The 22,085-nt window shown below is 58.0% G+C and carries 14 protein-coding genes; 4 read left to right on the top strand and 10 right to left on the bottom strand.

The annotated features are described in order from the left end of the window. Window positions 1–84 precede the first annotated feature (84 nt). From FVF75_RS17265 to mobC, 3 genes are read right to left on the bottom strand one after another with little or no spacing between them, the layout of a single operon-like run. Window positions 85–2,031 carry a type IV secretory system conjugative DNA transfer family protein gene (locus tag FVF75_RS17265; protein WP_148380035.1) on the bottom strand — a complete coding sequence of 649 codons (1,947 nt, stop codon included), beginning with the start codon at window positions 2,029–2,031 and terminating at the stop codon, window positions 85–87. Next, window positions 2,024–4,372 (bottom strand): relaxase/mobilization nuclease domain-containing protein, encoded by a 2,349-nt coding sequence (locus FVF75_RS17260; RefSeq protein ID WP_148380034.1) that lies wholly within the window; start codon window positions 4,370–4,372, stop codon window positions 2,024–2,026. The genes FVF75_RS17265 and FVF75_RS17260 overlap by 8 nt, the downstream gene beginning before the upstream one ends. Continuing rightward, entirely contained in the window at window positions 4,359–4,946 is a 588-nt protein-coding gene (gene mobC / locus FVF75_RS17255; RefSeq protein WP_066707428.1) for a plasmid mobilization relaxosome protein MobC, read from the bottom strand. The genes FVF75_RS17260 and mobC overlap by 14 nt, the downstream gene beginning before the upstream one ends. 552 nt (window positions 4,947–5,498) lie before the next feature. Here mobC and FVF75_RS17250 point away from each other — a divergent pair. The 4 genes from FVF75_RS17250 to FVF75_RS17235 all read left to right on the top strand — a co-directional run bounded on the left by FVF75_RS17250 (window position 5,499) and on the right by FVF75_RS17235 (window position 8,509). Continuing rightward, window positions 5,499–6,218, top strand: coding sequence for a nucleotide-binding protein (locus FVF75_RS17250; protein ID WP_065267420.1), 720 nt, complete (start codon window positions 5,499–5,501; stop codon window positions 6,216–6,218). 10 nt (window positions 6,219–6,228) lie between these two features. Continuing rightward, window positions 6,229–6,861 carry a hypothetical protein gene (locus tag FVF75_RS17245; RefSeq protein ID WP_148380033.1) on the top strand — a complete coding sequence of 211 codons (633 nt, stop codon included), beginning with the start codon at window positions 6,229–6,231 and terminating at the stop codon, window positions 6,859–6,861. 160 nt (window positions 6,862–7,021) lie between these two features. Further along, the gene (locus FVF75_RS17240; protein ID WP_148380032.1) at window positions 7,022–7,261 is read left to right on the top strand and encodes a hypothetical protein; all 240 of its coding nucleotides are present in this window, start codon (window positions 7,022–7,024) and stop codon (window positions 7,259–7,261) included. Between the two features lie 120 nt (window positions 7,262–7,381). Then, entirely contained in the window at window positions 7,382–8,509 is a 1,128-nt protein-coding gene (locus FVF75_RS17235) for a Fic family protein (protein WP_148380031.1), read from the top strand. A 35-nt stretch (window positions 8,510–8,544) separates the two neighbouring features. Here the strand turns inward: FVF75_RS17235 and FVF75_RS17230 are convergent, their stop codons facing one another. The 7 genes from FVF75_RS17230 to FVF75_RS17200 all read right to left on the bottom strand — a co-directional run bounded on the left by FVF75_RS17230 (window position 8,545) and on the right by FVF75_RS17200 (window position 21,977). Beyond that, the gene (locus FVF75_RS17230; protein ID WP_148380030.1) at window positions 8,545–9,261 is read right to left on the bottom strand and encodes a hypothetical protein; all 717 of its coding nucleotides are present in this window, start codon (window positions 9,259–9,261) and stop codon (window positions 8,545–8,547) included. Further along, complete coding sequence (gene pglZ, locus FVF75_RS17225) at window positions 9,230–11,254, bottom strand: BREX-3 system phosphatase PglZ (RefSeq protein WP_148380029.1); 2,025 nt, start codon at window positions 11,252–11,254, stop codon at window positions 9,230–9,232. The genes FVF75_RS17230 and pglZ overlap by 32 nt, the downstream gene beginning before the upstream one ends. Then, a complete protein-coding gene (locus FVF75_RS17220; RefSeq protein WP_246138132.1) occupies window positions 11,251–13,974 on the bottom strand; it encodes a DEAD/DEAH box helicase in 2,724 nt (907 codons plus the stop codon). Before FVF75_RS17220 ends, pglZ begins: the two co-directional genes overlap by 4 nt. A gap of 86 nt (window positions 13,975–14,060) precedes the next feature. Next, on the bottom strand, window positions 14,061–16,844 hold the full coding sequence (locus tag FVF75_RS17215) for a DNA methyltransferase (RefSeq protein WP_148380027.1): 2,784 nt from the start codon (window positions 16,842–16,844) through the stop codon (window positions 14,061–14,063). A gap of 35 nt (window positions 16,845–16,879) precedes the next feature. Then, on the bottom strand, window positions 16,880–20,611 hold the full coding sequence (locus FVF75_RS17210; RefSeq protein WP_222861238.1) for a DUF6079 family protein: 3,732 nt from the start codon (window positions 20,609–20,611) through the stop codon (window positions 16,880–16,882). Window positions 20,612–20,625: 14 nt separating this feature from the next. Next, entirely contained in the window at window positions 20,626–21,084 is a 459-nt protein-coding gene (gene brxF, locus FVF75_RS17205) for a BREX-3 system P-loop-containing protein BrxF (RefSeq protein WP_038069156.1), read from the bottom strand. Beyond that, a complete protein-coding gene (locus FVF75_RS17200; protein WP_148380026.1) occupies window positions 21,081–21,977 on the bottom strand; it encodes a BrxR family helix-turn-helix transcriptional regulator in 897 nt (298 codons plus the stop codon). The genes brxF and FVF75_RS17200 overlap by 4 nt, the downstream gene beginning before the upstream one ends. Window positions 21,978–22,085: the final 108 nt, after the last annotated feature.

Below are 22,085 nucleotides of genomic sequence, written 5' to 3'. Positions count from 1 at the left end.
TCAGTGCCTCACCCGAAGCAGACATCGACGAAAGCTCGCTCCTGGACGACCCTAGAATTCAACCGAGTACCCATTACGCAGTAATCACACATGCTCCGCAAGAATCGCTCTAGTCGTCTGAACGGCGGTTTCCAGTGCCGTCCGGTTTGCATCCCTGATCCCCAATCCCTCGATATCAAGCGACAACTGACCTTGGCCACCGCCACTCGCAGCTGCGCGGGCTGCGCGACCGCGAGCCTTCGCTAAACTGACAGGATTAGTCTTCGGCGCATTCGAGCCTTCGTCCCGCGCGACATTTGCCGCACGCACCTCCTGCAGCTCCTGCTTCAGCTTCTCCACTGTCTCGCGAGTCTCGGACATCTGTCGGTCCCGCCGAAGGCCGTCCTCGTCCGGATATGGGAAGCTTCCCGATTGACCGGCGTGCAGAACCTTTAACACCGGATCCTCGAAATACTTCACCCTTCTTGCGCGGATGGGCATCTGCGCGTCGATCACAAGGATGACCTCGTCGAGGTCCATGCGCCGGGCCTCATCCTCTGTCAGAAGCGGGGTATCTTCTGTCCTCTCCGAAACGCTGCGCCCCTCAAACGGATTGCGTCCAACAGCGCGGGAGCGGGTCACCACGCGCTTGGTTGTCTTGCCCACGGCCTGGCTCAACTCTTCGATGGTCTTCTGCTCGGACGGAGTGAGGTAGAGCTTCACCCCGGCGCCACCCTGCAGCGACCGGCGGGTGTTTTCGCCATAGATCTCATCGAGCGCGGGGATGGTCTGGGTCACGATCGCGAGGTTGCCGCCGAACGAGCGCAGCGTCTTGATGCTCTCGGCGACGATCGGCATCTTCCCGAGCCGGTCGAACTCGTCGAGCATGATCATGACCGGCCAAGGTTCGTCATCGCCAGGTTCCTGTGCTTGCAGCGAAGCGATCAGGTCCGAGAAAAAGAGACGGATCAGCGGGGCAAGCGGTCGGATCATCTCGGATTCGACCACAAGATAGATCGCATGTGGGCGGCGGCGGATATCCCGGAATGAGAAGTCAGAGGTCGCGGTGGCCGCGTCGATCGCGCGGTTGTCCCAAGTGTCGAGACCCGATGTCATCAGGAGGGAGAGGTAGGAAGTGAGGGTGTCGTTGTTGGTCGATGCCATACGCTCGAAGATCAGTTTGGCCGACTTGTTCTTCACCTCCTGTGAACGCTTCAGGTATTCCTTCTGCTTGTCGCCCCCCGAGGCTGTGATGCGATAGATCTCGCCGATGGTCGGCACGCCGCGCTCGAAGGCCAGAAGGCCGGCCGCCACGAAGAGGTCGATACCCCCGGCCAAAAGCCCGCTCAGCTTTTCATCGTCGGTCTGCAGGAAGAGCTTCGCGGTGAGTTTCAGCTCCATCTGCTGCCGGTCGGGGTTGGTCATGGCAGCAATGCGCGCCAGCGGATTATAGCGATGTGTCGGTCGGTCCCAGTCGGTCGGCGCGAAGCGGAAAACCTTGTCCCCCATGATGGCGCGGAAGCGCGAGGTCTCGCGGAAGTTCTCGCCTTTCACGTCGAGCACCACGGCCGAGCCCTTGTAGGTCAGAAGGTTCGGGATCACGAACCCCACGCCCTTGCCCCGGCCTGTAGGCGCCACGATCAGCGCGTGGGGGAAGGTTTTTGAGACAAGGAACGGGCGCTTGGAATTCGGGGAGCCGAGCTTGCCCAGAAGGAAGCCGCCGCCGGGCTTGGCAAAGAAACCGTTCCTCTTCATCTCGCTGCGAGTCTGCCAATGCGTCGTCCCGAAGCGGGTCAATGCATCCCCCAGAAGCGTGACGCTCAGCATCAGCGATGCCAGGCCGAAGCCGCCCAGGATGAGGTTCACCCAGAGGAAGTCTTTCGGTGCAGACTGAGACAGACCCCGATATTCGCGGGCAAGCAGGGTGACGTCGAAACGCGAGGGAGAAAGCCCATAGCGGAACATGACAAAGCCGGTCGCCACGACATAGCCCATGGCGAGACCGACCAGCACGAGGCTCAAAACTCCTAGGGCAATCTTGCCTTTATCCATGGGTGATCCCCTTCTCACCATGTGCCGCGGCGTGGCGCGCGCGCTGCGCCTCGATCTGCTCTTCGGCCAGAGCATCGAGAACGCGCTCCATGGCCGGGCCATGCGCGGTGACCTCGCTGCTTTGAAGATAGGTCTTGGCGAGTTCCAGCTGGCGCAGCGGATCCTCGGTGAACTTGTCCAGGACGTCCGCATTTCCCGCCCGCAGCGCGTCGATTGCGTCGGGGCTTAGTCGCTCGTTTATCTGCTGGACGATGTCCTGCTGCTCTGCCTCGGAGAGCGGGCCCTCGACGTCGGCGTTTCGCACAAAGGCCATGACGGTTGGCGCTGTCTCTTCCAGATACCGGCGCTCGGCGTAGTCTTGTCGCGCCTGGTCCTCGATCTCGAAACTGCGTTCGCTGATATAGGCACGCGACGCGCCGAGCGAACGAAGGTGGTTGATTTCGTCCTCGACGGCCTGCCCGAATTCGTCATCCGGCATTTCCGTGCGATAGCGGGCGAGGATGCGGAGCTCTTCCGTGATCGGACCGAGATGATCCGAAGGATCCCGCAAGGCGAGGTCCATGTCGCCAGCATGAAGCGTGCGGTCCTGCGCCGATACCGCATATTGCGGCGGCATTCGACTGTCAGTCATCTGTTCCCAAGCCATCGAGGCCAGTTCGGCATGCTGCGGAGATCTCTGCGCGTAGGCATCGAACGCGGCGCGGGCCTCCTCCACCTCCACGGCGCCCGCCCGCCGCACCGAGGGGTCGTCGGAGAACGGATGATCGAAATCCGTCCGGCGGAACTGCGCCACCAGCGCTCTGAACGCCTGCCGCTCCGATGGGGCAAAGATGTCGGACCCATCTTGCGCCAGATCGCTCCCAGGTGTCGTCAACCGCTCACCAAGCGCTGCCTCAGCGTCATCCACCTCGTCGACCTCGGTTGGCGCGCGCAGGACGCGTACATCGGTCAGAACATCGCCCAGCCGAACATGCACGGCTTCCAGCCGGTCGAGCGCTTCTTCCCGGTCCGCAGATTTATCCAGATCGAGGTCGCTTGCTTTGGCAATCCCCTGCAGATCCTGTGCCAGCCACTGGCGCTCCAATGCGGCATTGCCTGCCCCCTCCCGCAGGCGCGCGGCCACAGCCTCGGCATCGATGCCCGTGCCTTGCAACGCCTCGGCCAGCTTTGGTGCCACCTCTCCATCGTCAAGACGCGCGAGGTGTTCTTCACTTAAGTTCGGCCTTGCATAGATGCCGTCCCGGGACGGAGCATCGACCAGGGCGGCGGAGCGATCCCCGAGCGGGTTCAAATGCGCGACCGAGGCCAGAACATCGGTCAGCTTGCGCTCGATCACCGGCCGCTCGGCCGCCGGCGCCCTGTCGATCGCCGCCTCGATCTGGCGAATGTTCTGAGAAAACTCGGTGATCAGCGTGTCGAACGCTGCTTCGTCTTGGGACATGTAGATGGCTCCGTCAGATTGAATCTGACCGCCGCTGGCAAGGATGGTGCTGGCCCTCTCGAGCGCTTCGGCCACGTCTTCGAAATTCGAACGTGACGCCTCCGCCGCGAGCCCGCGGTAGATCAACGCGTTGTGCCTGACGGTTTCCAGAGCGGCCGCCAGGTCAGCACCGGTTCTCTGGCGCTCGACTGGGGGACGACCTTCGTTGCGGGCCTTGTAGATTTCGAAGGTCTCGGCGGCGTAGGTCGTGACGCCGCGATCCAGACGACGCGTCGCCTCAAGGCGGATCCCATGAACCCGGGCCGCCTCGACCATCGCCTCGCGAAAGGCGTCGTAGTTGAAGTGATGATCCTTCCCGAGAAAGAACATTTCGCCATCCTTGCTGCGGCGGTTCAGAACGATATGCGCATGTGGATGCGCGCGATCTTGGTGTATTGCAGCAATATAGTCGAATTGCGACCCCTCACCTTGAAAGAACTTCTCGCAGACCGCCTGGGTGATATCGCGCACTTCGTCGCCGCTCGTTCCAACCGGGAATGCCATCAGCAGATGCGATGTGTGGCCGAGCTTGGGGCTGTGGCGCTCGTTCCACTGGTTCTCGAACCGCCGCGCCACTCGGTTGATCTCGGCTTCCGAGAGCTGCTTCTTCCCGTCATGGGTGCCGCGGCTGTCGAGGATATGGGTCGACTTCGTCGTGAGATATGTGAGCTGCGCCCGTAGCTGCGCTCCGGTGTGACAGCCCCCTTTCGAGATCGCCTTGAAGATCGCTGGCGAATAGCCGCGCGCGGCCCGAACCATCTGCGCGCCCCTGGAAAGCCCCTGCCAGGATCCCGAAACCCGGCTCCAGCCGCGGTCGAAGAGCGCCGGGTCGATGCCCCGGGCCCGATCACTCCGCGCCATGCGCATCCCTCCCGGCGAGGCCCGCCAGGGCAGAGCTGATCTCAAGGTCCAGCAGGCTGCGCCGCGCACGCGACATCTCCTGGACCTGATCGGCCAGATCGAAGACCAGACCCGCAAGGGCGCGGACGTCACGGTGACTTGAGGCCGGGTAGGACAGTCTCTCGCCCCGCACCTTGGCCTCGTTCAGACGTCGCGCGATCTGGTTCACGTTGTTGCCGACCCGGTTGAGCGCGGCGCCGAGATTGCGCAACTCGTCACACATCTCGTCGTCGGGCAGGAAGACACCTTCGGCCGCCAGCATCAGGCGGCGCATGGCATCCGAGCGGTGCGCAATCCCACGCCGCGACAGCGCCGCGTCGAACCGGCGCAGGTCGTCGTCCGAGACCCGGATCCCCACAACCCGCGATCGGCTGCCGTTCGCTGTCTGACGCTCATCCCGGTGGTTCACCACGTTGTAGATCGTCTTCAGGCTGACATCGTAGCGCGCGGCCAATGACGCCGCGGAGACGCCGTTCCGGCGCTCCTGGGCGATGGTCGATCGTTCGATCTCTGACAGTCTGCGACGGCGGGGCATTTTGAAGTTAACGTTCCTATTTCTTGCCAACTTCGTACAAGCCCGCCGACTCCCAACGCAAGTGGAGTCGGCCATAAGGGCTTGTACTCAATGTAGAAAATCGCCCTGTAGGGGCGATTTCCCGTCCTTAGTCAAATGGATCGCGCTTCGCGCTCATTGCACCACGCGATGCGGTCCCCGCATCGCGCATCGCGTCGTTTGCACCCCGTCTCTTGCACCCCGCAAGACGGGTTTTGCTGCGTGCTGACCGTCTCGCGTCACCCGCAGAACGACATACGCGAGACTGCCTCCCGCCGTCTGGAGCGCGCTATCCGTCACCTGCATTCCGTCCGCAGTACATCGCCGAGCGCATCCCGACATTTGGAGGGTGTGCGGTGCCCCGCGACGAATGCTGAAGGCGCCACGGCAGACGTCGCACGGTCATCGCACAACGCCGTCCGCTGCATGCCAAACGCGGGTCGCATCCCGACTTCTGCTTGACCCCTCCGCCTCATGCGTTTAGCGACATTTTGGTATTATCGTTGCGATTCACTATTTTTGCGGAGGATCAGAATGCCGAACGAAAATCTTGTGGTGGTCGCAGCGATGGCCCGGAAAGGGGGCAGTGGAAAAACGACGCTTTCGCGCGCCTTGATCAGCGCCGCGATCGCCGCCGGACGCAGAGTGATGTTGATCGACACCGACAGCACGAGAGTACTCGGGGCCTGGCATGCTCGGGCGGAAGCCGGTGGGCTGAGTTCGCCGCTTCTCTGCTCGGCCACCGTCGAAAGCGTGGCGGGTGTCGAGGACCAGATCGATCAGGTCTACATGGCAGGCACGGCAGACTTCATCTTCATCGATACCGCAGGGGTCGGTGCCGAATGGTCAGACGGCATTGCGGTGCTTGCGGACCACATTGTGACGCCTGTCATGCTGTCGACGTCTGATTTCGATGTCGGCGCACAGACTGCCGATTGGTATGAGAAGCTGAAATCCCGCGTTGACGACCCCTCCAGCCTTCCGCGCCACCACGTCGTCCTCAACATGGTTGACCCGAAAACGACCCGTGCTGACGCGGCCCTGATTGAAGAAGCGCTCACCCGTTTTCCGGTGATTGAGACCGTCATGATGCGGCGGAACACCTACAAGGAGATGGACCAGAAGGGGCTTCTCCACGCCTTGGCGCTGGAAAAGCAATCTGATCCAAACCCTCTGATGCGTCCACATGTACGTCATGTCGTCGAGGCGCTCGAGGAGGCGACGGACATCCTCAACAATATTCTTGCTGCGTGAGGACAGTCGATTGCGCAAGAAGATCCCGACCATCACTAGGCCAGACCCAGCCTACGCCGCCACCCTGCAACAGGGTGACCGCGAGATTCCCGGGAAGGAAGATGAGGCACAGGTCACAGCAACAAAGACAGGCACCCCAGCCACTGACGTTGACGCTGATCGGCACGAGCCAGAGCTTGTGCCGGGAGGTACCGTGGCGCCGCACCAAGTCACCGCGGAAAGCTCTGACCCGCATACCAGCCTGAGAGCTCCCGTATCGGCGCGCGCATTGAGCCCGACCCGAAAGATCGACATCAGGGTCAACGCACTCGAACGACAGGAAGCTGCGCTAGAGACTTGTGGTGTTGAGCCAGCACATGTGGTGCGTGCCGCCCTGCGCCGTGCAGTCAAAGGCTGGCAACTGTCGCCGGTCTTCGCGCCAGTCGCGGAGGAGCGGCGCACTCGAAACACGCAGTGGCAGGCCCGGACATCACTGGCAGTAGATGCGGCCAGCCTGGGTGTCCTCCTCCGGGACCACGACCCCCTCGACGTCTTGAGTAAATGGGCTCTGATCCGCGGCCAAGTGGAACCACGCATATGGGGCGAGATCGACAAAATCTTGGAAGAAATTGCGGTTCGCGCTGCATCGCCGCATGAACCGTAAGATACCTATCTGAAAAGATAACTTGCATTTCGCCGGTGGATTTTCGCCCACCTGGAACGGTTCATCTTGCAGTTGCAGAAACCTAGTCCTAACACCAGCTAACAGGAATTTCAGACCTCAGTAGTGACGAGTTGCGAGGTCCATTTAGGAGGAACGCATTATGAATTCGAAGCCCCGCCTGACTGGCGAACCGATCATGCGCATCCTCTGCAAGACATCTGAAAATCTGGTTGGCTACCTTTACCAATGGAACAATGGTGACGTGCAGCCTGCCTGGTTCGACGGCGCCATAGCGGACGTTCGCTATGAACCATTCATTCAAGCGCGGGAACAAAACCCCGCCGATCCGAAGGCCCCCAGACCGCGTCAGCAAGGTCTGACGCACCTTGAAAAGGCATAGCTCAAGGCCTCGCGTCGGTTTGTGGGTCACCCCATCGCGCAGGTCCTTTGAGCGATAGAGTTGACTTCTATGCCTCAGAAGTGGTCTAGATGTGAGTTATAGAAAGGATGTCTATAACTCATGGCTTGGAACTGGACGCTGCCCGATTGGCCGGATTTCCGGTATGATGCCTCCGCTCTGGAGCCGTTTGAGCAGACGTTTCTGCTGTCGTCCGGAGAAATCCTCGGCGCGGTCCATCATGTCAGCCAGCCGGAGCGCGAGCAACTCCGCATCGAACTGCTCAGCGAGGAAGCGATGCAGACGAGCGCCATCGAGGGTGAAATCCTTGATCGGCTCAGTGTCCAGTCTTCGCTGCGCCGCCATCTGGGCCTCGATCCGGACAGCTACCCTGCCAAACCGCGCGAACAGGGCGTCGCGGAAATGATGGTCGACGTCTATTCCAGTTTTGCAGAGCCGCTGACCCATGAGACATTGTACCGCTGGCATCGGATGCTCCTGTCCCATGACCGTCGGTTGGAAACCATCGGGGCCTACCGACAACACGCCGAGGCGATGCAAATCGTTTCCGGCCGCCTTGACCGCCCCACGATCCATTTCGAAGCGCCGCCTTCGGAGCGGGTCATGCCTGAGATGGAGCGATACGCGGATTGGTTCAACAAGACCGGGCCGGGGGGAGCAGAGCCGCTTCCAGCGCTGACGCGCGCAGGGCTAAGCCACCTCTATTTCGAGAGTATCCACCCATTCGAAGACGGCAACGGCCGCTTGGGTCGCGCCCTCGCTGAAAAGTCGCTGGCGCAGAACATTGGCCAGCCGACCCTCATCTCGCTCGCCTTCACCATCGAGAAGGAGCGCAAGGCATACTACGATCAGCTTGAGCAGCATCAAAGAACGCTCGACGTGACCGATTGGCTCGTCTGGTTCGCGGAAGTTGTCTTGAAGGCCCAACAGGCAACACTCGACCGCGTCGGCTTCTTCATCAGCAAGGCACACTTCTACGATCGTCACAGAGACCACTTGAACGAACGCCAGGCCAAGGCCATCGCTCGAATGTTTCAGGAAGGCCCTGGCGGTTTCAAAGGCGGCCTCAGCGCCGACAACTATCTCAAAATCACCCGAACTTCACGCGCAACCGCAACCCGCGATCTGCAGGATCTAGTCGAGAAAGGTGCGCTCAGCCGAACTGGTGAGCGACGCCATACGAGATACTGGTTGAACCTGAATCCACGGGCGTCGAACCAGCTACAATGATTGCCGTAGAAGTGAGACAGCGCCAAAGGCGTTGCCTATTCTCTGAGCGAGACAGACTGGTTTCCGGCACTATCCGCGCGCAGGTCAAGATCAGACGCGGATGAGAGAACAAAGCCAAGATTGTCGCCAAGGCCAAAGGGAAAAATCACCGGTTGGGCCTCTAGCGTTCCGAGTCCGACAGGACGACCTACGGCTTCCAAAACGGCGGTTGTCATCCAACGTACGAGGTCCGATCCCTCCAATGCACAGGCTTTCTTCCGGGTTAACGTTTTGCCGTTGTCGCTTCGATCAAGCAGCGCCCAGTCTATCTGAGACTGAAGGACCATATTGGTCATCCGTCTGGTCCCCTCACGTTCGCCATAGATTTCTGCCATCCGACGATGCACTTCAGCGGTCGTGCAGTCGCCTTGAAGCGAAGTCAATCTGCCAACAATCTCGGCCACTTTGGCGAAGAAGGGATATGTCACGATAGCCATGCCCCATGTCAGGGCCGCCGGCGAGGTAGATGGCGCCGATTGGAACAGTTCCACGCCGCGTTGAGCAAAAGGCTCCAGATCCTTTCGCGGCTCTAACCAAAGGCGGTTCAGTACAGTTCTGGTCTTTTTCCTAGCCGCAGGCCCTGAATGGGCTTCATCCAACAGAGCATCGAGCTCGCTGATGTCAGCGAGACCGGCCCTGACTTCCAGCGCTTTTTTCGCCCACTCGAGGCGGATGAAGCGGTCAAATCCTATCTGAGGTGCTGTCGGTCGCATGTTCTTCTTTCTTCATTCTTATCTTCACAAACGGCACAACCAGTTCCTCTAACGCCATTCCTCCATGAGCAACGATCTTGTTCCCTCTTGGCACAAACGCGCCGCGTTCATTCGCGTAAACTGGCAAGAAGTCGGACGGAAGCCCTGGACCGCTAAACTGAAATGCATCGATATCGGGCGGGACGGATGCAGCAAGGTCCTCGCTGCGATAGGCCCTGACGCGCTCACCCTTCATCTCGGAGACAACGCCCTGGCTGAGCCGTCCAATGCCGTCGGCGTCAACATTGCCATGGTCCGCAGTCAGGTAGATATGATAGCCGTGCTGAGCAAGCATGAGAAACAGCTTTTCAATGAAGCCGGTATCGCACCACTCGCGAATTTGGCCAGCAATCCCGCGTTTCCCAAGCATTGCTCCGTGGACAATTTCATCGACCATATCAACGACGAGGCCCGCAACCTTGGTCGTCGGCTTTGAAAGTACGTCCTCGAGTAGAGCCAATTGGTCGGAACGTTTGAGCCCCTTCTGGAAAACGACCTCTGGCTTCCGGAGGCCGTTTTCCTGCCAGAACTTCGTCCAGAGAGACGACTCTTGTGCCGTCGAATCCATTGAGCCTTGAAACTCCCGTGGCTTGAGGCCCGAAAAGAGCGCCTGGCGAGAGATTGACGTCAGAGTCGGCAGCCACGCAAAGCAGCCGCCCTCGTCGGCGGAAAAGTCGGGAAGCTTGGTCGACAGGTGGTCCCTGATCTGGGCCCACTGGTCCAATGCCAAACCATCAAAGACAAGAAGAGCAATTCGATCTTCGCCAAAGCCCCTGCGCATCGCGAGATAGCGCGGCACGTGATGTACCATCACCGGCGCTTTTGCGACGGGTAGGGACGGCAAGTCGGCAAAATGCTGAAGCACCCAATCCTTGAGGCGGGCATCGGCCTCTCTTTGCAAACTCTGGAGCTGCCCCTGCAGGTTATCTGCGTCCGCCGCTTTCAGTTCGTTGAAGCGGTAGATGAGTTCTCCAAGGCGGCGCGCCGCCTCTACCCAATCTCGATGCGACGCCCCCTCCGAGGGTAGACTCGCCACGTTCCTTTTCGCTCCCTCCGACACCAGATGCGCAAGTGCCTGAGGGTCATCTATCAGACCAACCTGTATCCAATCGGGAAGGTGCTCAGGACGGACACTTGCCTCAATAGGCTGAAGGGCTCCCTCGAGGAACATGGTATCTATGATCACCCTTACGTCGGGGTGATCAAATGGCACGTCATACGCATGGCCTTCGACCGGCTCCTGATCCCTGCCGCGGGCATCAGGTTCAACGCCATATTTTGCGACGAAACGCGCCCAAGATTCCTGTATTGCGCGGAGCATAAAGGGTTTTGAGGCGAGCAGTTCACTAATCGGAAGACTTCCAAGAGATGTGTCCCGAAGAACGGTTGCGACATGGTTTGCAAATAGGCTGGGAAGGCCAGCCCCGCGATAGTGAAGCCGCAGAGCTTCTCGCCAGAAATCCTCCGGTCGATTCAGCAGATAAGGGCTAAGCCTGAAGATGTGCGTGAGGACAAAATTCTTGGTCTCAGCCTCACCGAGCAGCTGCGTCACATGCTTCTGGTAGGCTTGGAACAGCCCTTCATGGTGTTCAGCGTCAAGCTTGCGGACGACACCATAATTCAGATTGGGGAAAAGATCAGCCAAGCTCAGGCTGACTTGTCGTGCTGCCCTGATGTAGTCCCAAGGGATGGAATTGATGTCCGCGCCCCGCCACTGCAGGATGAGCGCCTTCGCGGTGCCTTTCTGACCCACATCCCATGCGGATCGATAACGCTCTTCATACTCGGTTCTAAACGAAACAGAATCTTCGAACGGGAGAACCTCAAAATCGCGTTCGCGGAGCCCGAGCAGAATGGTCTCATCCAAGAGCAGGCCATCCGGATCCAAGGCGATCCAGAAGCGAGACAGATCTGCGGGAAACTCCCGCAGGATACGATCGGCCCAAATACTCATCGTGCACCAGCCACCGTTTCGCCAATTCGCAACACGAGGAGGGCATTGAGATCGGGCGAGTAAGATGCCGCAGCATCGAGCTGCGCCATCCGAGCTTCATGTTCTTTCTGCAGCCGCTTCCGTCGATAATCACGAACAGTCTGAAGCCCCACTCTGCCAATCGCCTGGTGTCGAGCTTCGAAAGCATAGAGTGCGCGTTCGCGTTCTTCCTCGATCCGAGCCTTGTGCTCTGTCACAAGATCGGAGAACACCCGCTCTCCTTGCGTGACCGCAGCCCCTTTCGATCTCTCGAACCAGTCGCGCGGCGCCTCGATCTGAGGCGCAGCAATCGGCTCGATCTGCTCCGTCAGAAGCACGTCCCAAATGCGTTTTGCCGTCGGTTGGAAGGCGCGCCCTTCATCATTGACGAAAACGGATAGGAAGCGGCGGCGGCTGAAATCGTCAGCTGCCAGACTGACTTCCCAAAGCGACCAAACGCCTTTCACACTATCAGGCAGGCCTGCTATGCGGACAGCGGGGACGGGTTGACCGGCGATGCAACGCGGAAGATCGGCAATCAAAGCCTGCGCTCTTGGATCTTCCAGCGTGACCCACTCTACTTCGGGCCGATCTCCCGCGGTGCGGGCATCAAAACACACCGAAGATGACTCTGTGCCATCGGCCCACCGTATCCGCCAGGTATCGCCTTCCTTCTTGGCTTCACCCCCCCGCGCAGGGAGGCCAGTTGTGATTGCCCGCTCCAGCCAAAACTGTGCCGGATGGTCTCGCCACTTGCGCGCATCATCGGCTTCTAGTTCATGTCCGTCGGCGAGCAGATCACTATTCTTCCGGTTCTCTGCCAACGAGGATCGAAGCTGCGTCAGAACGGCATCGCATTCTGTTTCGATCGATGCCGGGTCTTGGATCCCCTGAACAAAGAGTTCGTCGAACAGTGGCTCCGCCTCGACCGAATCCATCACATCGGCAACTTTGTCCACGCCGAATTCCTCGGCGATCACAGCGAGCTTTGTTTCGAGAACTTCGCGCACCCGATGCTCGACGGTGTCTTCGAGTACGAAATTGATGGCTCGCACAATATGCGGTTGCCCAATGCGATCCACGCGCCCAATACGCTGCTCGACCCTCATCGGGTTCCACGGCATGTCGAAGTTGATGATGACATGGCAGAATTGAAGATTGAGGCCCTCCCCGCCAGCGTCCGTCGAGATCAGGATACGCACATCCTTCGAGAATGCCCGCTGCGCGCGGCCACGCGCCTCAAGGTCCATGCTCCCATTGAGCGTTGCAACCGAGAACCCCCTGCTTTCGAGAAATTCCGCGAGCATGGCCTGGGTCGGAACAAACTCGGTGAAAACCAGAACCTTGAGTTCAGGATCGTTTTCCTCCTGCTGAATCTTGTAGATCTGCTCAAGGAGTGCTTCGGCTTTTGCGTCTGTTCCTTGCGCTTCTGTCTCACGAGCGAGGAACAAGAGTGCCTCAACGTCTTTTCGCTCGTCATCCAAGGCATCGAAGGCCACGGCGATATCGATCTGGTCATCACCCGTTAGCTCATGCCAGTCTCCGACACCTTCGGTGGAAAAGAGCTGAAGCTGTCGCTGGTCGTCGTCCAGAGCGAGGAGGCGCTTTTCCAAGGTTGCGCGGATAGCTGCGGTGCTGGACGTCACCAAACGCTGCATAAGGATCATCAAGAAGCCGATGTGCCGCTGCTTCGATGCCATGGCTTGGTTATAGCCGTGGCGAACATACTCAGTGATCGCTTCGTACAACCCTTGCTGTGCTTTGTGTCGGCCAAGCCAGGCGACAGCCTGAATGCGGGTCATTCGTGGCTTGAACAGAGGCTTGCCTTCAGCATCGATCGCAAGCCTCTTCTCTGTCCGCACAACGAACGGGCGCACGCGGTCGCTCGAGACGCTGTTCTCATCGGGGAAAGAGTCCCGATCCAGCAGCTGCATCAGACGGTGGAATTGATCCGTTTTGCCTTGGTGGGGCGTTGCCGACAGAAGGAGAAGGTACGGGGCGGCCTCGGCAAGTGCCGCGCCCAACTTGTACCGTGCAACCTGATCCGTGCTGCCTCCCATTCGGTGAGCCTCGTCAATGATCACAAGGTCCCAGTTGGCCGAGATCAGGTCTTCGAACCGTTCACGGTTGTAGGTGCTGAGTTGCTCCGCGCTCCATCCGCGCCGCCCTTCGAGTGGCTTCACGGAATCCAGCGAACAGATCGCCTGATCGTGCAGCCGCCAGAGATTCTCCTCATCATCGCGGAACTGACGGTATGCCGAAAGCTCTGACGGCTCGATGAACTGAAAGTTTTCACCAAAGTGCAGGCGCATCTCGGCCTGCCATTGCCGCACAAGACCCTTGGGCGCGACAACAAGGATCCGCTTGGCCATGCCGCGAAGCTTCAACTCCCGAAGGATCAGACCGGCTTCGATGGTCTTGCCGAGCCCCACCTCATCCGCAAGCAGATAACGAATCCGATCCCGGCTCATGGCGCGGTTCAGGGCGTAGAGCTGATGCGGCAAAGGAACGACGCTCGACTGGATCGGCGCCAGAAGCAGATTGTCTTCCAGCGCATCCAGGAGCTTTGCCGCGGCGGCCGTATGCAGGATCTGGTCGACTGTCGTTCGGACAGCGTCGAGTGGCCCTAGCTCCCGAGACCTGGCACGGACAACGGCATCCTTGCCCGGGAGCCAGACGCGGTATGCGGTTTCGCCCCACATCTCCTCCCGGTCCACGACGCGGCAGGGTGCGGCATGTCGTTCATGCCAGCACCACGCGCCAATGCCAAAGTCTTGAGAGCCATGCGTCACGCATCAGCCTCCGTACGGGTCAGCGCCTGGTCGTACCAGAGCAGGAGCTTTTCATCCTCTTGTAGCGTCTCGTCCGGCAGCTTCTCGGCTATACCAATGATCGTATTGTAGTCCTTCGCAGCCCAGGCCGTCTTGAAGCCGGCCCGCAAGACCTCGAGGCGCGACTCCTTGAGCTGGCGCTTGTTCGCGGTCTTGTAGGCTTCGAACTCTTTCAGCAACGACCGTTCGCGTTTTTGTTCCAGATCCTTCGCCTTGTTCGGATCGGGCACATACCAGCGGTCCTTCGCCTTAGCCTTCAGGCGCGGGTCTTCCTTCTCAAGACCCCGGAGATCCTTGAAGTTGGTCGAGAGATAGCTGTGGATCTGGCTCGGCACGTCGCCGTTGCCGTCGAAGCGCAGGAAGTTGTCTTCGAGCAACGCCGAAAGCTCCGGCTTCTCTTCGTGCTTTTTCCAGCCGGCACCTAGCTGTGCCATAAACTCCGGATGAATTTCTTGGTAGGTCGACGGGCGTTTTCTGAGAAAGTCGCTAATCCAGTCAATCGCCGAGCGCTCATCGGAAACGAACATCTCAATCTGCGGAGGTTGTTCATATTTTGACCGCTTCCGATCATACTCCGCAACCTGATCAGCGAGGAAAAACATTCCATCACGCTCGTAGAACCGTTGGCGCACTCCTTCTTGGAACTCTTGGCTCGACAAGGGAATTGTCTCATTGTGCCTTACAAACCAAGCCACCATCCGGTCAAAAAGGATTCTTGGATCTCTCTCAGTGACAAACTCCATCAATCCGTTTTGAGCCTTAAAAACAGGAAGATGGCGAAGGTGTGACTCCACAAAGTCCCACGCTGTCTTCTCGCCATTCTCGCCAGCGTCGAATTTCCGTTCAAGATCTTCGCTTGGCTTGTAAGCTGAAATAACAAGGTCTTGCTTGACTGAAGTCTTGTTATTTATCGCGTTAAAGCTTCCCTGCTTCTTATCGAGCGCCGCCACGTTGGCAACAACAAAGCCGGCTTCCTGCAACGCTGACTGAATTGCATTCCAAACGGAGGCCTTGGTGTTGGAAAATTCAACCGTCATCCAGCGACCGGGTTTTAGCACACGGAAAGCTTCACGGAAGCATTTTATCATGAGTGAGCGATAGGCATCCAGATTCTTGCCTTGCGATCTATTTTCAATCGCCTCTTCTTCTGGACTCGTTCGTACTTTTAGCCACGCCTCCCAGAGAAAATTCAACTCCGAGTACATTATGTTCGCTCCAAACGGAGGATCGATAAAAATGTAGTCCACAGAGTTATCAGGGGCACGAAGCGCCCCTGCCGATTCCGTTGTAATTATGGAGCTCCGAGGTCTGCGCTCGTCGAAAATAGCTGATAGCCGCGACGCGCCTCTCTTGAAGGATGAAGTGACGCTAAGTCCACGATTTAGGGAAGGGATGTAAAGCGTACCGCTCAGGATTCCTCCACCTTGCCCTTTGTAATCAGGCTTCTTGACGACATAACGATACATTTTGCTCAGAGTATTGAGCATTGAATACGTTACCAGAAAACGGTGGTCTAGTCTTCCCGCATGAGACCGCAAAGCCGCTAGCCAAGCCAAACTACTTTTGGAATAGAAGTGGTGCGCCCTCGTAATACCAAGTCGCTTTGGCTCACCTGTTTTGTCACCATCTTGTACTTCATCTACCGGCACCCAATAGGAAAGCTCGTATTCCTCAATTTTTCTAAAGTTCTCAAAGTCGTTCGCATCGGGTACTTTCTCAAACCGGCGCGTACCAACGCTATAGTTAATCAACACAGGGGCCTGTTTTGGTTGACGAATAGGTTCGTCAGTATGAGGGTCTAGCGACGATAGCCAAGCGCGCTCTACAGAGCGTTTGTCCAGTTCCGAAGAGCAGTGAGGGCAGTTGAATTTATCATGAATTTTTCCGATTTCCCTATCAACCGCGACGTCCCAGAAGACCATTTCCTCAGAACACTCAGGACACAAAAACACATCAGACCAAACGACATAATTGATCTTACCTTTTGGACCGTTGTCTCCGTGGCTGGTTTCGTACATCCAACCCAGCTCATTATTCACTTTTGCCAACAGCTTATTCGACGCACGAGTGAATTCATTGCGATCAAGAGGTTTGTTATAGTTGGATGCGATGAAGGTGGCAGCCGGAGATAGGTCACAAAGGATCGCGTTTCTCGCACCTAGTTGAGAAACTGGTCGCCACTTCTTTTGACCATCTTCGTCTTGCTGTTCCAAGACTGTACCATCATCAAGAACTTGGTAACCCATCGACTGAAGAACTGAACGATCTCCGCAAAGTTGGGCCGCAACACCAGTCATCCCGGTTCCGCAAAAGGCGTCCAGAATGAGATCACCCGGCTTTGTATAATGCAGCAAGTAGCGCATTACTGCTTTGTGCGGAACCTTGGTGTGATAACTATGCGCGTTGTAGATCGGATCATTCTTTCCCTCCTTCACATCAGCTATGAATGGGAGGCTCGAGTAGTCCTCGTCCGTAGAGTGCGGCCGTCCCACCGTCTGGATGAATTGCTCGACAAAAGGATTTGGACAAGCGGTGTAGTACGGGGGATCCGATAGCTCTAGAATTGATGCGTCGTCCGCATCTGGAAAGCCCGCAATCGAACGGAACTCAGGCTCGTTCAGCTTCTCGGCCAGGAGCTTCAGGAAGTGCTCGCGGCGTGCATCATCGTTCGGGAACGTCATACCCAGGCATTCGACCGGCCCGCCGTTCTTGCCGCCATCCATCTTCAGTTGTTCAGTCATCGGTTCGTCTCATCTCAAAATTGGTTGGCGGAAGTTCACTCGACCACGAAGCGCAGCTTGGTCGTGTCCTTGCCTTTGCAGCGGTCGGTCAGGAACGCCTCGAACCGCTTGCGCAGGTCTTCGGGCGTCGCGGGCGACCCCCCCTGAAGCAGGGCCTGCCGAATGTCGCTGCCCGACACGACGACCTTGTCGAGACCGGACAACGCCTCTTGCACAGCGCTGATGAACTCGGGCGTGACGGGATCGGGCAATGACTTGCTGTCGACAAAGCCGGTGACGATCTTGCGCGACCCTTCCTTCAGCAGTTCAAAGTTGGACTGGATGATCGGATCCTCGAGGTTGTCGAGAAGCGTCTGCACCCATCCGTCCAGCAATTGATCGAGCTCATCATCGAGCTGTTTGAGCACATTGGCCGCGGGCAGCATGTCGCCCTGCTCATTCGCCGGGCGGAAGTTGCAGTGCGGGCAAACCGGGCTGGCCGCCAGTTCGGAGTCGATCAGCGAGGCGCAGCTCTTCAACTTGTCGAGCTTCTCCTCGAACGTGGTGAGCTGGCTTGTCGGCATCAGCGAGATATTCGCCAGAGCCCGCATGCCGACGAGCCGAGAGTCCTTGCGCAGCGCGGTCTTCGTCTTGTCCTCGGACACCCCGAGACGCGCCTTGCTGTGCAGGCTGACATACGCCGTCACGTAGTCTTTTTTCAGCTTGGCGAGCGTCTGCCGGTGTTCGGATCCATTCTGTCCAGTTCGGCTCGTCGACAATGCATCGAGGACCTGCTTGCGCGTGTCCTGAGCCTGCTTCACCCATGCGTGGTCAGACGGCAGCACCATCTCGGCCTGGCCAAGATAGCTTGCCGTGTTCCCGAGTTCGCCGATCAGGCTGATGAGTCCTTCCACGGAGTTCAGAACCTCAAGGTTCTTTTTCTGGGCTGCGATATCGTCAGACCCAATGCGCAGATTTTTGAGCTTGCCGACCGTGTTATAGGGCGACAGGCTTTCCGAGAAGGCCTTGAGCTCGTCGAGCTTCGATCTCCAGTCGCGAATCTCTTCCTCGCGCAGGAGAGGCTGGCCCCAAAAGCTAAGCCGGTTCGCCATGTCAGTGGATGCTGCAAGCACACGTTTTGTGAGCTTGCTGACTTCCTCCTGAAGCGCCTTGACCGGTTCATCCGAGCCTTGAGTTGCTTGCTGCGCGAGACCCGGCGGCAACTCCAGCATCTCGAAGAGTGACCGGAGCACGGCAACGTTGATCTCCTTCGGCGCCTCAACATGCTTGAACTGCTTCAACTCATCGAGCGGACGATCCGCGAGAAGCCCGATCTTGCCGGAGTCAATTTTGTCCCCGGTAATCGCGAGGACAATGTCACCGGAATAGACCAGTGACCCAAGCACCGTAACCAATAGGTCGGTCTCGAGCCGGTACTTGTCTGGGCTGAAATATTCGATATCCGCATTTCCAACGAGCAACTCACTGCGGTTAAGCACTTGCCCATGACCTTTGGCCTTCAGCCGCGCGAGAACCTCCTGAGCGTATCGAGATTGAACCGGATCGATGCGATCACCATCGAGCATTTCGAGGCCATCCAGGACGATCACAGCGTCTTTCGTACGGTTGCTCCCTGTGAGAGCATGAAGCGCATTTCCAATGAGCTGCTTTCGGTTGGACTCCGTCACGAGCGCCGAGAATGTTGGGTATTCGGGCGAAACATCGGCGAACCGGCTGCTTAGCGCGATCCCCGCGATCACGTTGACGACGTCGCGGAAGTTGATGCGCTCGTCCGGCCCCAAGCGCGCTTTGTCCCTGAGTGAAATGCCTTTGGTCCAGTCACGAAGTGTCTTGGACTTGCCTTGGAACGTGACCTCGAATGCCTCCAGCTGTTTTTCCTGCAGCCATTTGCTCATTTCGCGCAGCGCATCGCGAGCGCGGTCGAGATACACGCCTTTCGCGCCACCACTTGCCGTGGAGGCCAGTTCCTGGGCGGCGGCGTAGAAGCTCAGCAATCGCTTGATGGTTTCGTCTGGTGATTTCAGACGGAAGAAGACCTCGTCGGGCTTCTGCTCATCACGGAAACGCGGGGGATCGAAGGGCTGGATGAAGTACAAATAGAAATCCCGCTCTGGCTGAGCGGTCGGCCGGTCGTTCGGCGCGCCAAAGAACAGATAGCCAATCCGTTCGACGCGACGCTCCTGCCACTCGATCTGGTATTGCCAAATCTGGTGTCCCGTCACGTAGCTGGACTCGTCCGTGCGCTCCATGAGTTGGCGAATGGCGCCGTAGTAAGCGCGATCGAGCGCATCCTCCGAAAGAGCCTCGGCGCGCTTCTCGATTTGCGCGTCGTAATCGACGTCCTTTTTCAGGTCGAGATAGTATTGCTCGGTGTCTGGCGCCTTGGAGATGAACTGACCGTTCACCGTCTTGAGGGTCTCTCGAAGCGTGGTCTGGACCGCGGTGAGTAGGTCGTCAGACGGGTCGCCACCCATGTCTTCAATACCCGGCTGAAACAGGCAAAGCGTGTCGCGCAGTTCCTCGGCCGTCGGTCCGACAGGAACATAGATGTCCCCGCCCGTCGTCAGGCGGTGGACCGAAAGGCCGTCAATGATGCGAAGCGCCATCGGCTTGTAGGCCGGCCGGGTGAACGCCTTGGAGACCCTCTCCGCAAGCACTTCTGAGACCTTGAGCACTGGCCCGATATTCGGATCTGAGCGCAAGACGGAGTTTGTTGCGACAGTGTCCCAAAACTTGTCGAAGCCGATTAGACCGGGCCGATCTGAAGGGACTTCATCATCAAGGATTGCCTGGATCTGATCACGCAAGGTCACCAACGCGCCCCGCTTCTCGGTGAAGACCAGGCGCTCAAACGTCCCGATGTAGTCTGGGTGTACTGGGAACAAACGCACATACTCGTCCATCCGCTCATTCATTGAGCCATAGAATTTCGAGAATGGCGCAAGGTAAGCGCGGATCTTGTCCTGCTGGTCCGCGGACTTCTTCAAGAGACGTTCCGCGACAACGAAACTGACATCTTGTCTTGCCAGCAAAACCTGAGTGAAGCGGTCCTTCACCCTCCGCAGGCTATCCGCCACATGTTGAAAGCGGCTGCTATCGAAGATCGCTTCCTGAACGCCTGCAACGAAACGGAACCGGAGATGTTTGGTAACCTCTCCGATCTCGCGGAGGAAGGACAAGTCGAGTACCAGTTCGTGGTCTTTTCGCGACCGCAGGTATTCGAGAAACTCGTCGACAACGAGGAGAACACCTTGATCAGGGTGAACCTCCGCAAAAGCCGACATCATCTCCTCGAACGCAGCCTTGTTATTGATAACTTTGTCGGCAGGCGGGAATGCATATGTCACGCCGTGCTTTTCCAGGAACACCTCAAGCTGTTGGGTGATGATGTCGCGCAATGACATCTGACTCGAAATCTCAATCCGATGCACTTTGAAGCGGCCCGCAATTGTCTTTGCAGCCTCCGCCACTTTGGGGTGCTGGATCATCGGCAGATATGCCTCATCTTCAGCGACAAGTGACAGCACCGACATCAAGTGCGACTTACCAGTGCCGTAGTTCCCGACCACCAAGACGCCTTTGTGGTCCACAGCCTCATCGAAGGAGAGCTGCGGGATCATGAGCTTGGCGATGCGGTCGGCCATGTCATCCGAGATGACATAGGTGGACACAAGCTTCTTGGCTTCATCAGGACGATCTGCATCGAGAAGCTGAATAACCGATTCAATGGGCTCAAATTGAATGAGATCGCCGTAACGCATTGCCATCTCGAGATTTCCTTTCAATTTACTCTGAACGGAACCACGCCATCACAGCTGTAGTCCTGATATTCTGGATGTCCTGTCGTGGCATACGACAGCCTGTTGTCTGTGAGCGTCCCCGGCCAAGCCGCAACAACGCGTCGCGCCTGAGAATGCCGCCGGAGCAAATCGAGCGGACTTAGCTTCAACTCCTGATCGAACAGGAGTTCGAGATTGTCCATGAGGAGAAGCCCTTCCCGCGAAAACTCATCCGCCAACCCTTTCAGAAGGTCGGCTGCTTGAAGGTGTCTCCTGGGGCTCGGGATTGTCAGCAGTTCTCGCCCGAGGGCAGCTCCAATGTTGAGGATGTGCAGCTTTCGACGTCCAGCCAGTTGGCGAAGCAAGTCGCTTTTCCCGGAATTTGGCGCGCCTATCAGCAGCAATAGTTTGCTGTTCACCACAGCAAGATCGTCAACAACGCGTTCAAGTGCCTCGATCATCCGCTTACGCCTCCGCTCACGGACGCCGAGACGCTCGGTATCGAGTGCCCGATTTCGGGGGCGTTCATCAGGACAATCTGTTGGTCTTGCGGGCGCCGGGCGGCGGGATCTGTATCCAATCCCAAGCGCCTCAGCGCGTAGTAGAGCAGCGCGCGGCGCACCTTTATCTTCGCGCTGCCGCCACGCATCCCGTAGTCGAGGGCAATGACCTTAGCCTGCGTTTCTGACAGTTCGGGATGAGGAGCCACTTCGAGGACGACTTCTGAATTCCAGTCGAGATCATCATCGGCCGTTTTCCCGCTTTCGCGTGAGCCACGAATCCCAATCATCCGGGAAAGAAGGAAATCCTTGAAACACTCGTCGGTTAGACAAAACGCGCGGGCGTGCCAGCGAAATCCATCGAAGGCAATCGCGTGAGGCGCAATCCAACGCCACCGCGGATCTGGGCTGGAAAGGGACTGGTATCGTATCTCTATCTCTTCGGATCGCCTGATCGCTCCCACAACGGACCGAAGCGTCACGGGGTCAACACCACGGACCGGCGTCGACGCAGAGGCAAAGGACGGAAGATTAGCGATCCAAGAGTCTTCACGGTCAAGAATGTTTTCGGCCACGGACCGTAGCTGAGCTAGATAGCGACTGGCATCAGGTTCTAGAAATTGTGGTTGGAAAGCACTGCCTCGCACATAAGTCCGCGCACTCTTGTCGTAGACCATGTTCGCCGGAGCAAAGCCGATGTAGCGATTCAGGTCAGTGGACGCTTGGTTGACCGAGACACCGAACTGATCCATGAGGTCACTCCGGTTTACATGCCCCTCCCAGAACAAGCGGAACTCTATGAACTCGAGACGTTGCTCGACTCCCCATCGAAGTTCTGACCTGTCGTTATCCACCCTAGCCTCCCGGTATCCCAATGCGCATTGTAACTATGCGCGCCCATTTTCTGGGCCTGCGACAACCTTAGGGAGTGACACCGAGATTATCAATCGAATTTCAAGACG

The organism is Maritimibacter fusiformis, from assembly GCF_008086115.1.
In the GTDB taxonomy this organism is placed as follows: Bacteria; Pseudomonadota; Alphaproteobacteria; order Rhodobacterales; family Rhodobacteraceae; genus Muriiphilus; species Muriiphilus fusiformis.
Note: the sequence above shows the minus strand (reverse complement) of the source record. Positions and strands in the feature narration are given on the sequence as shown.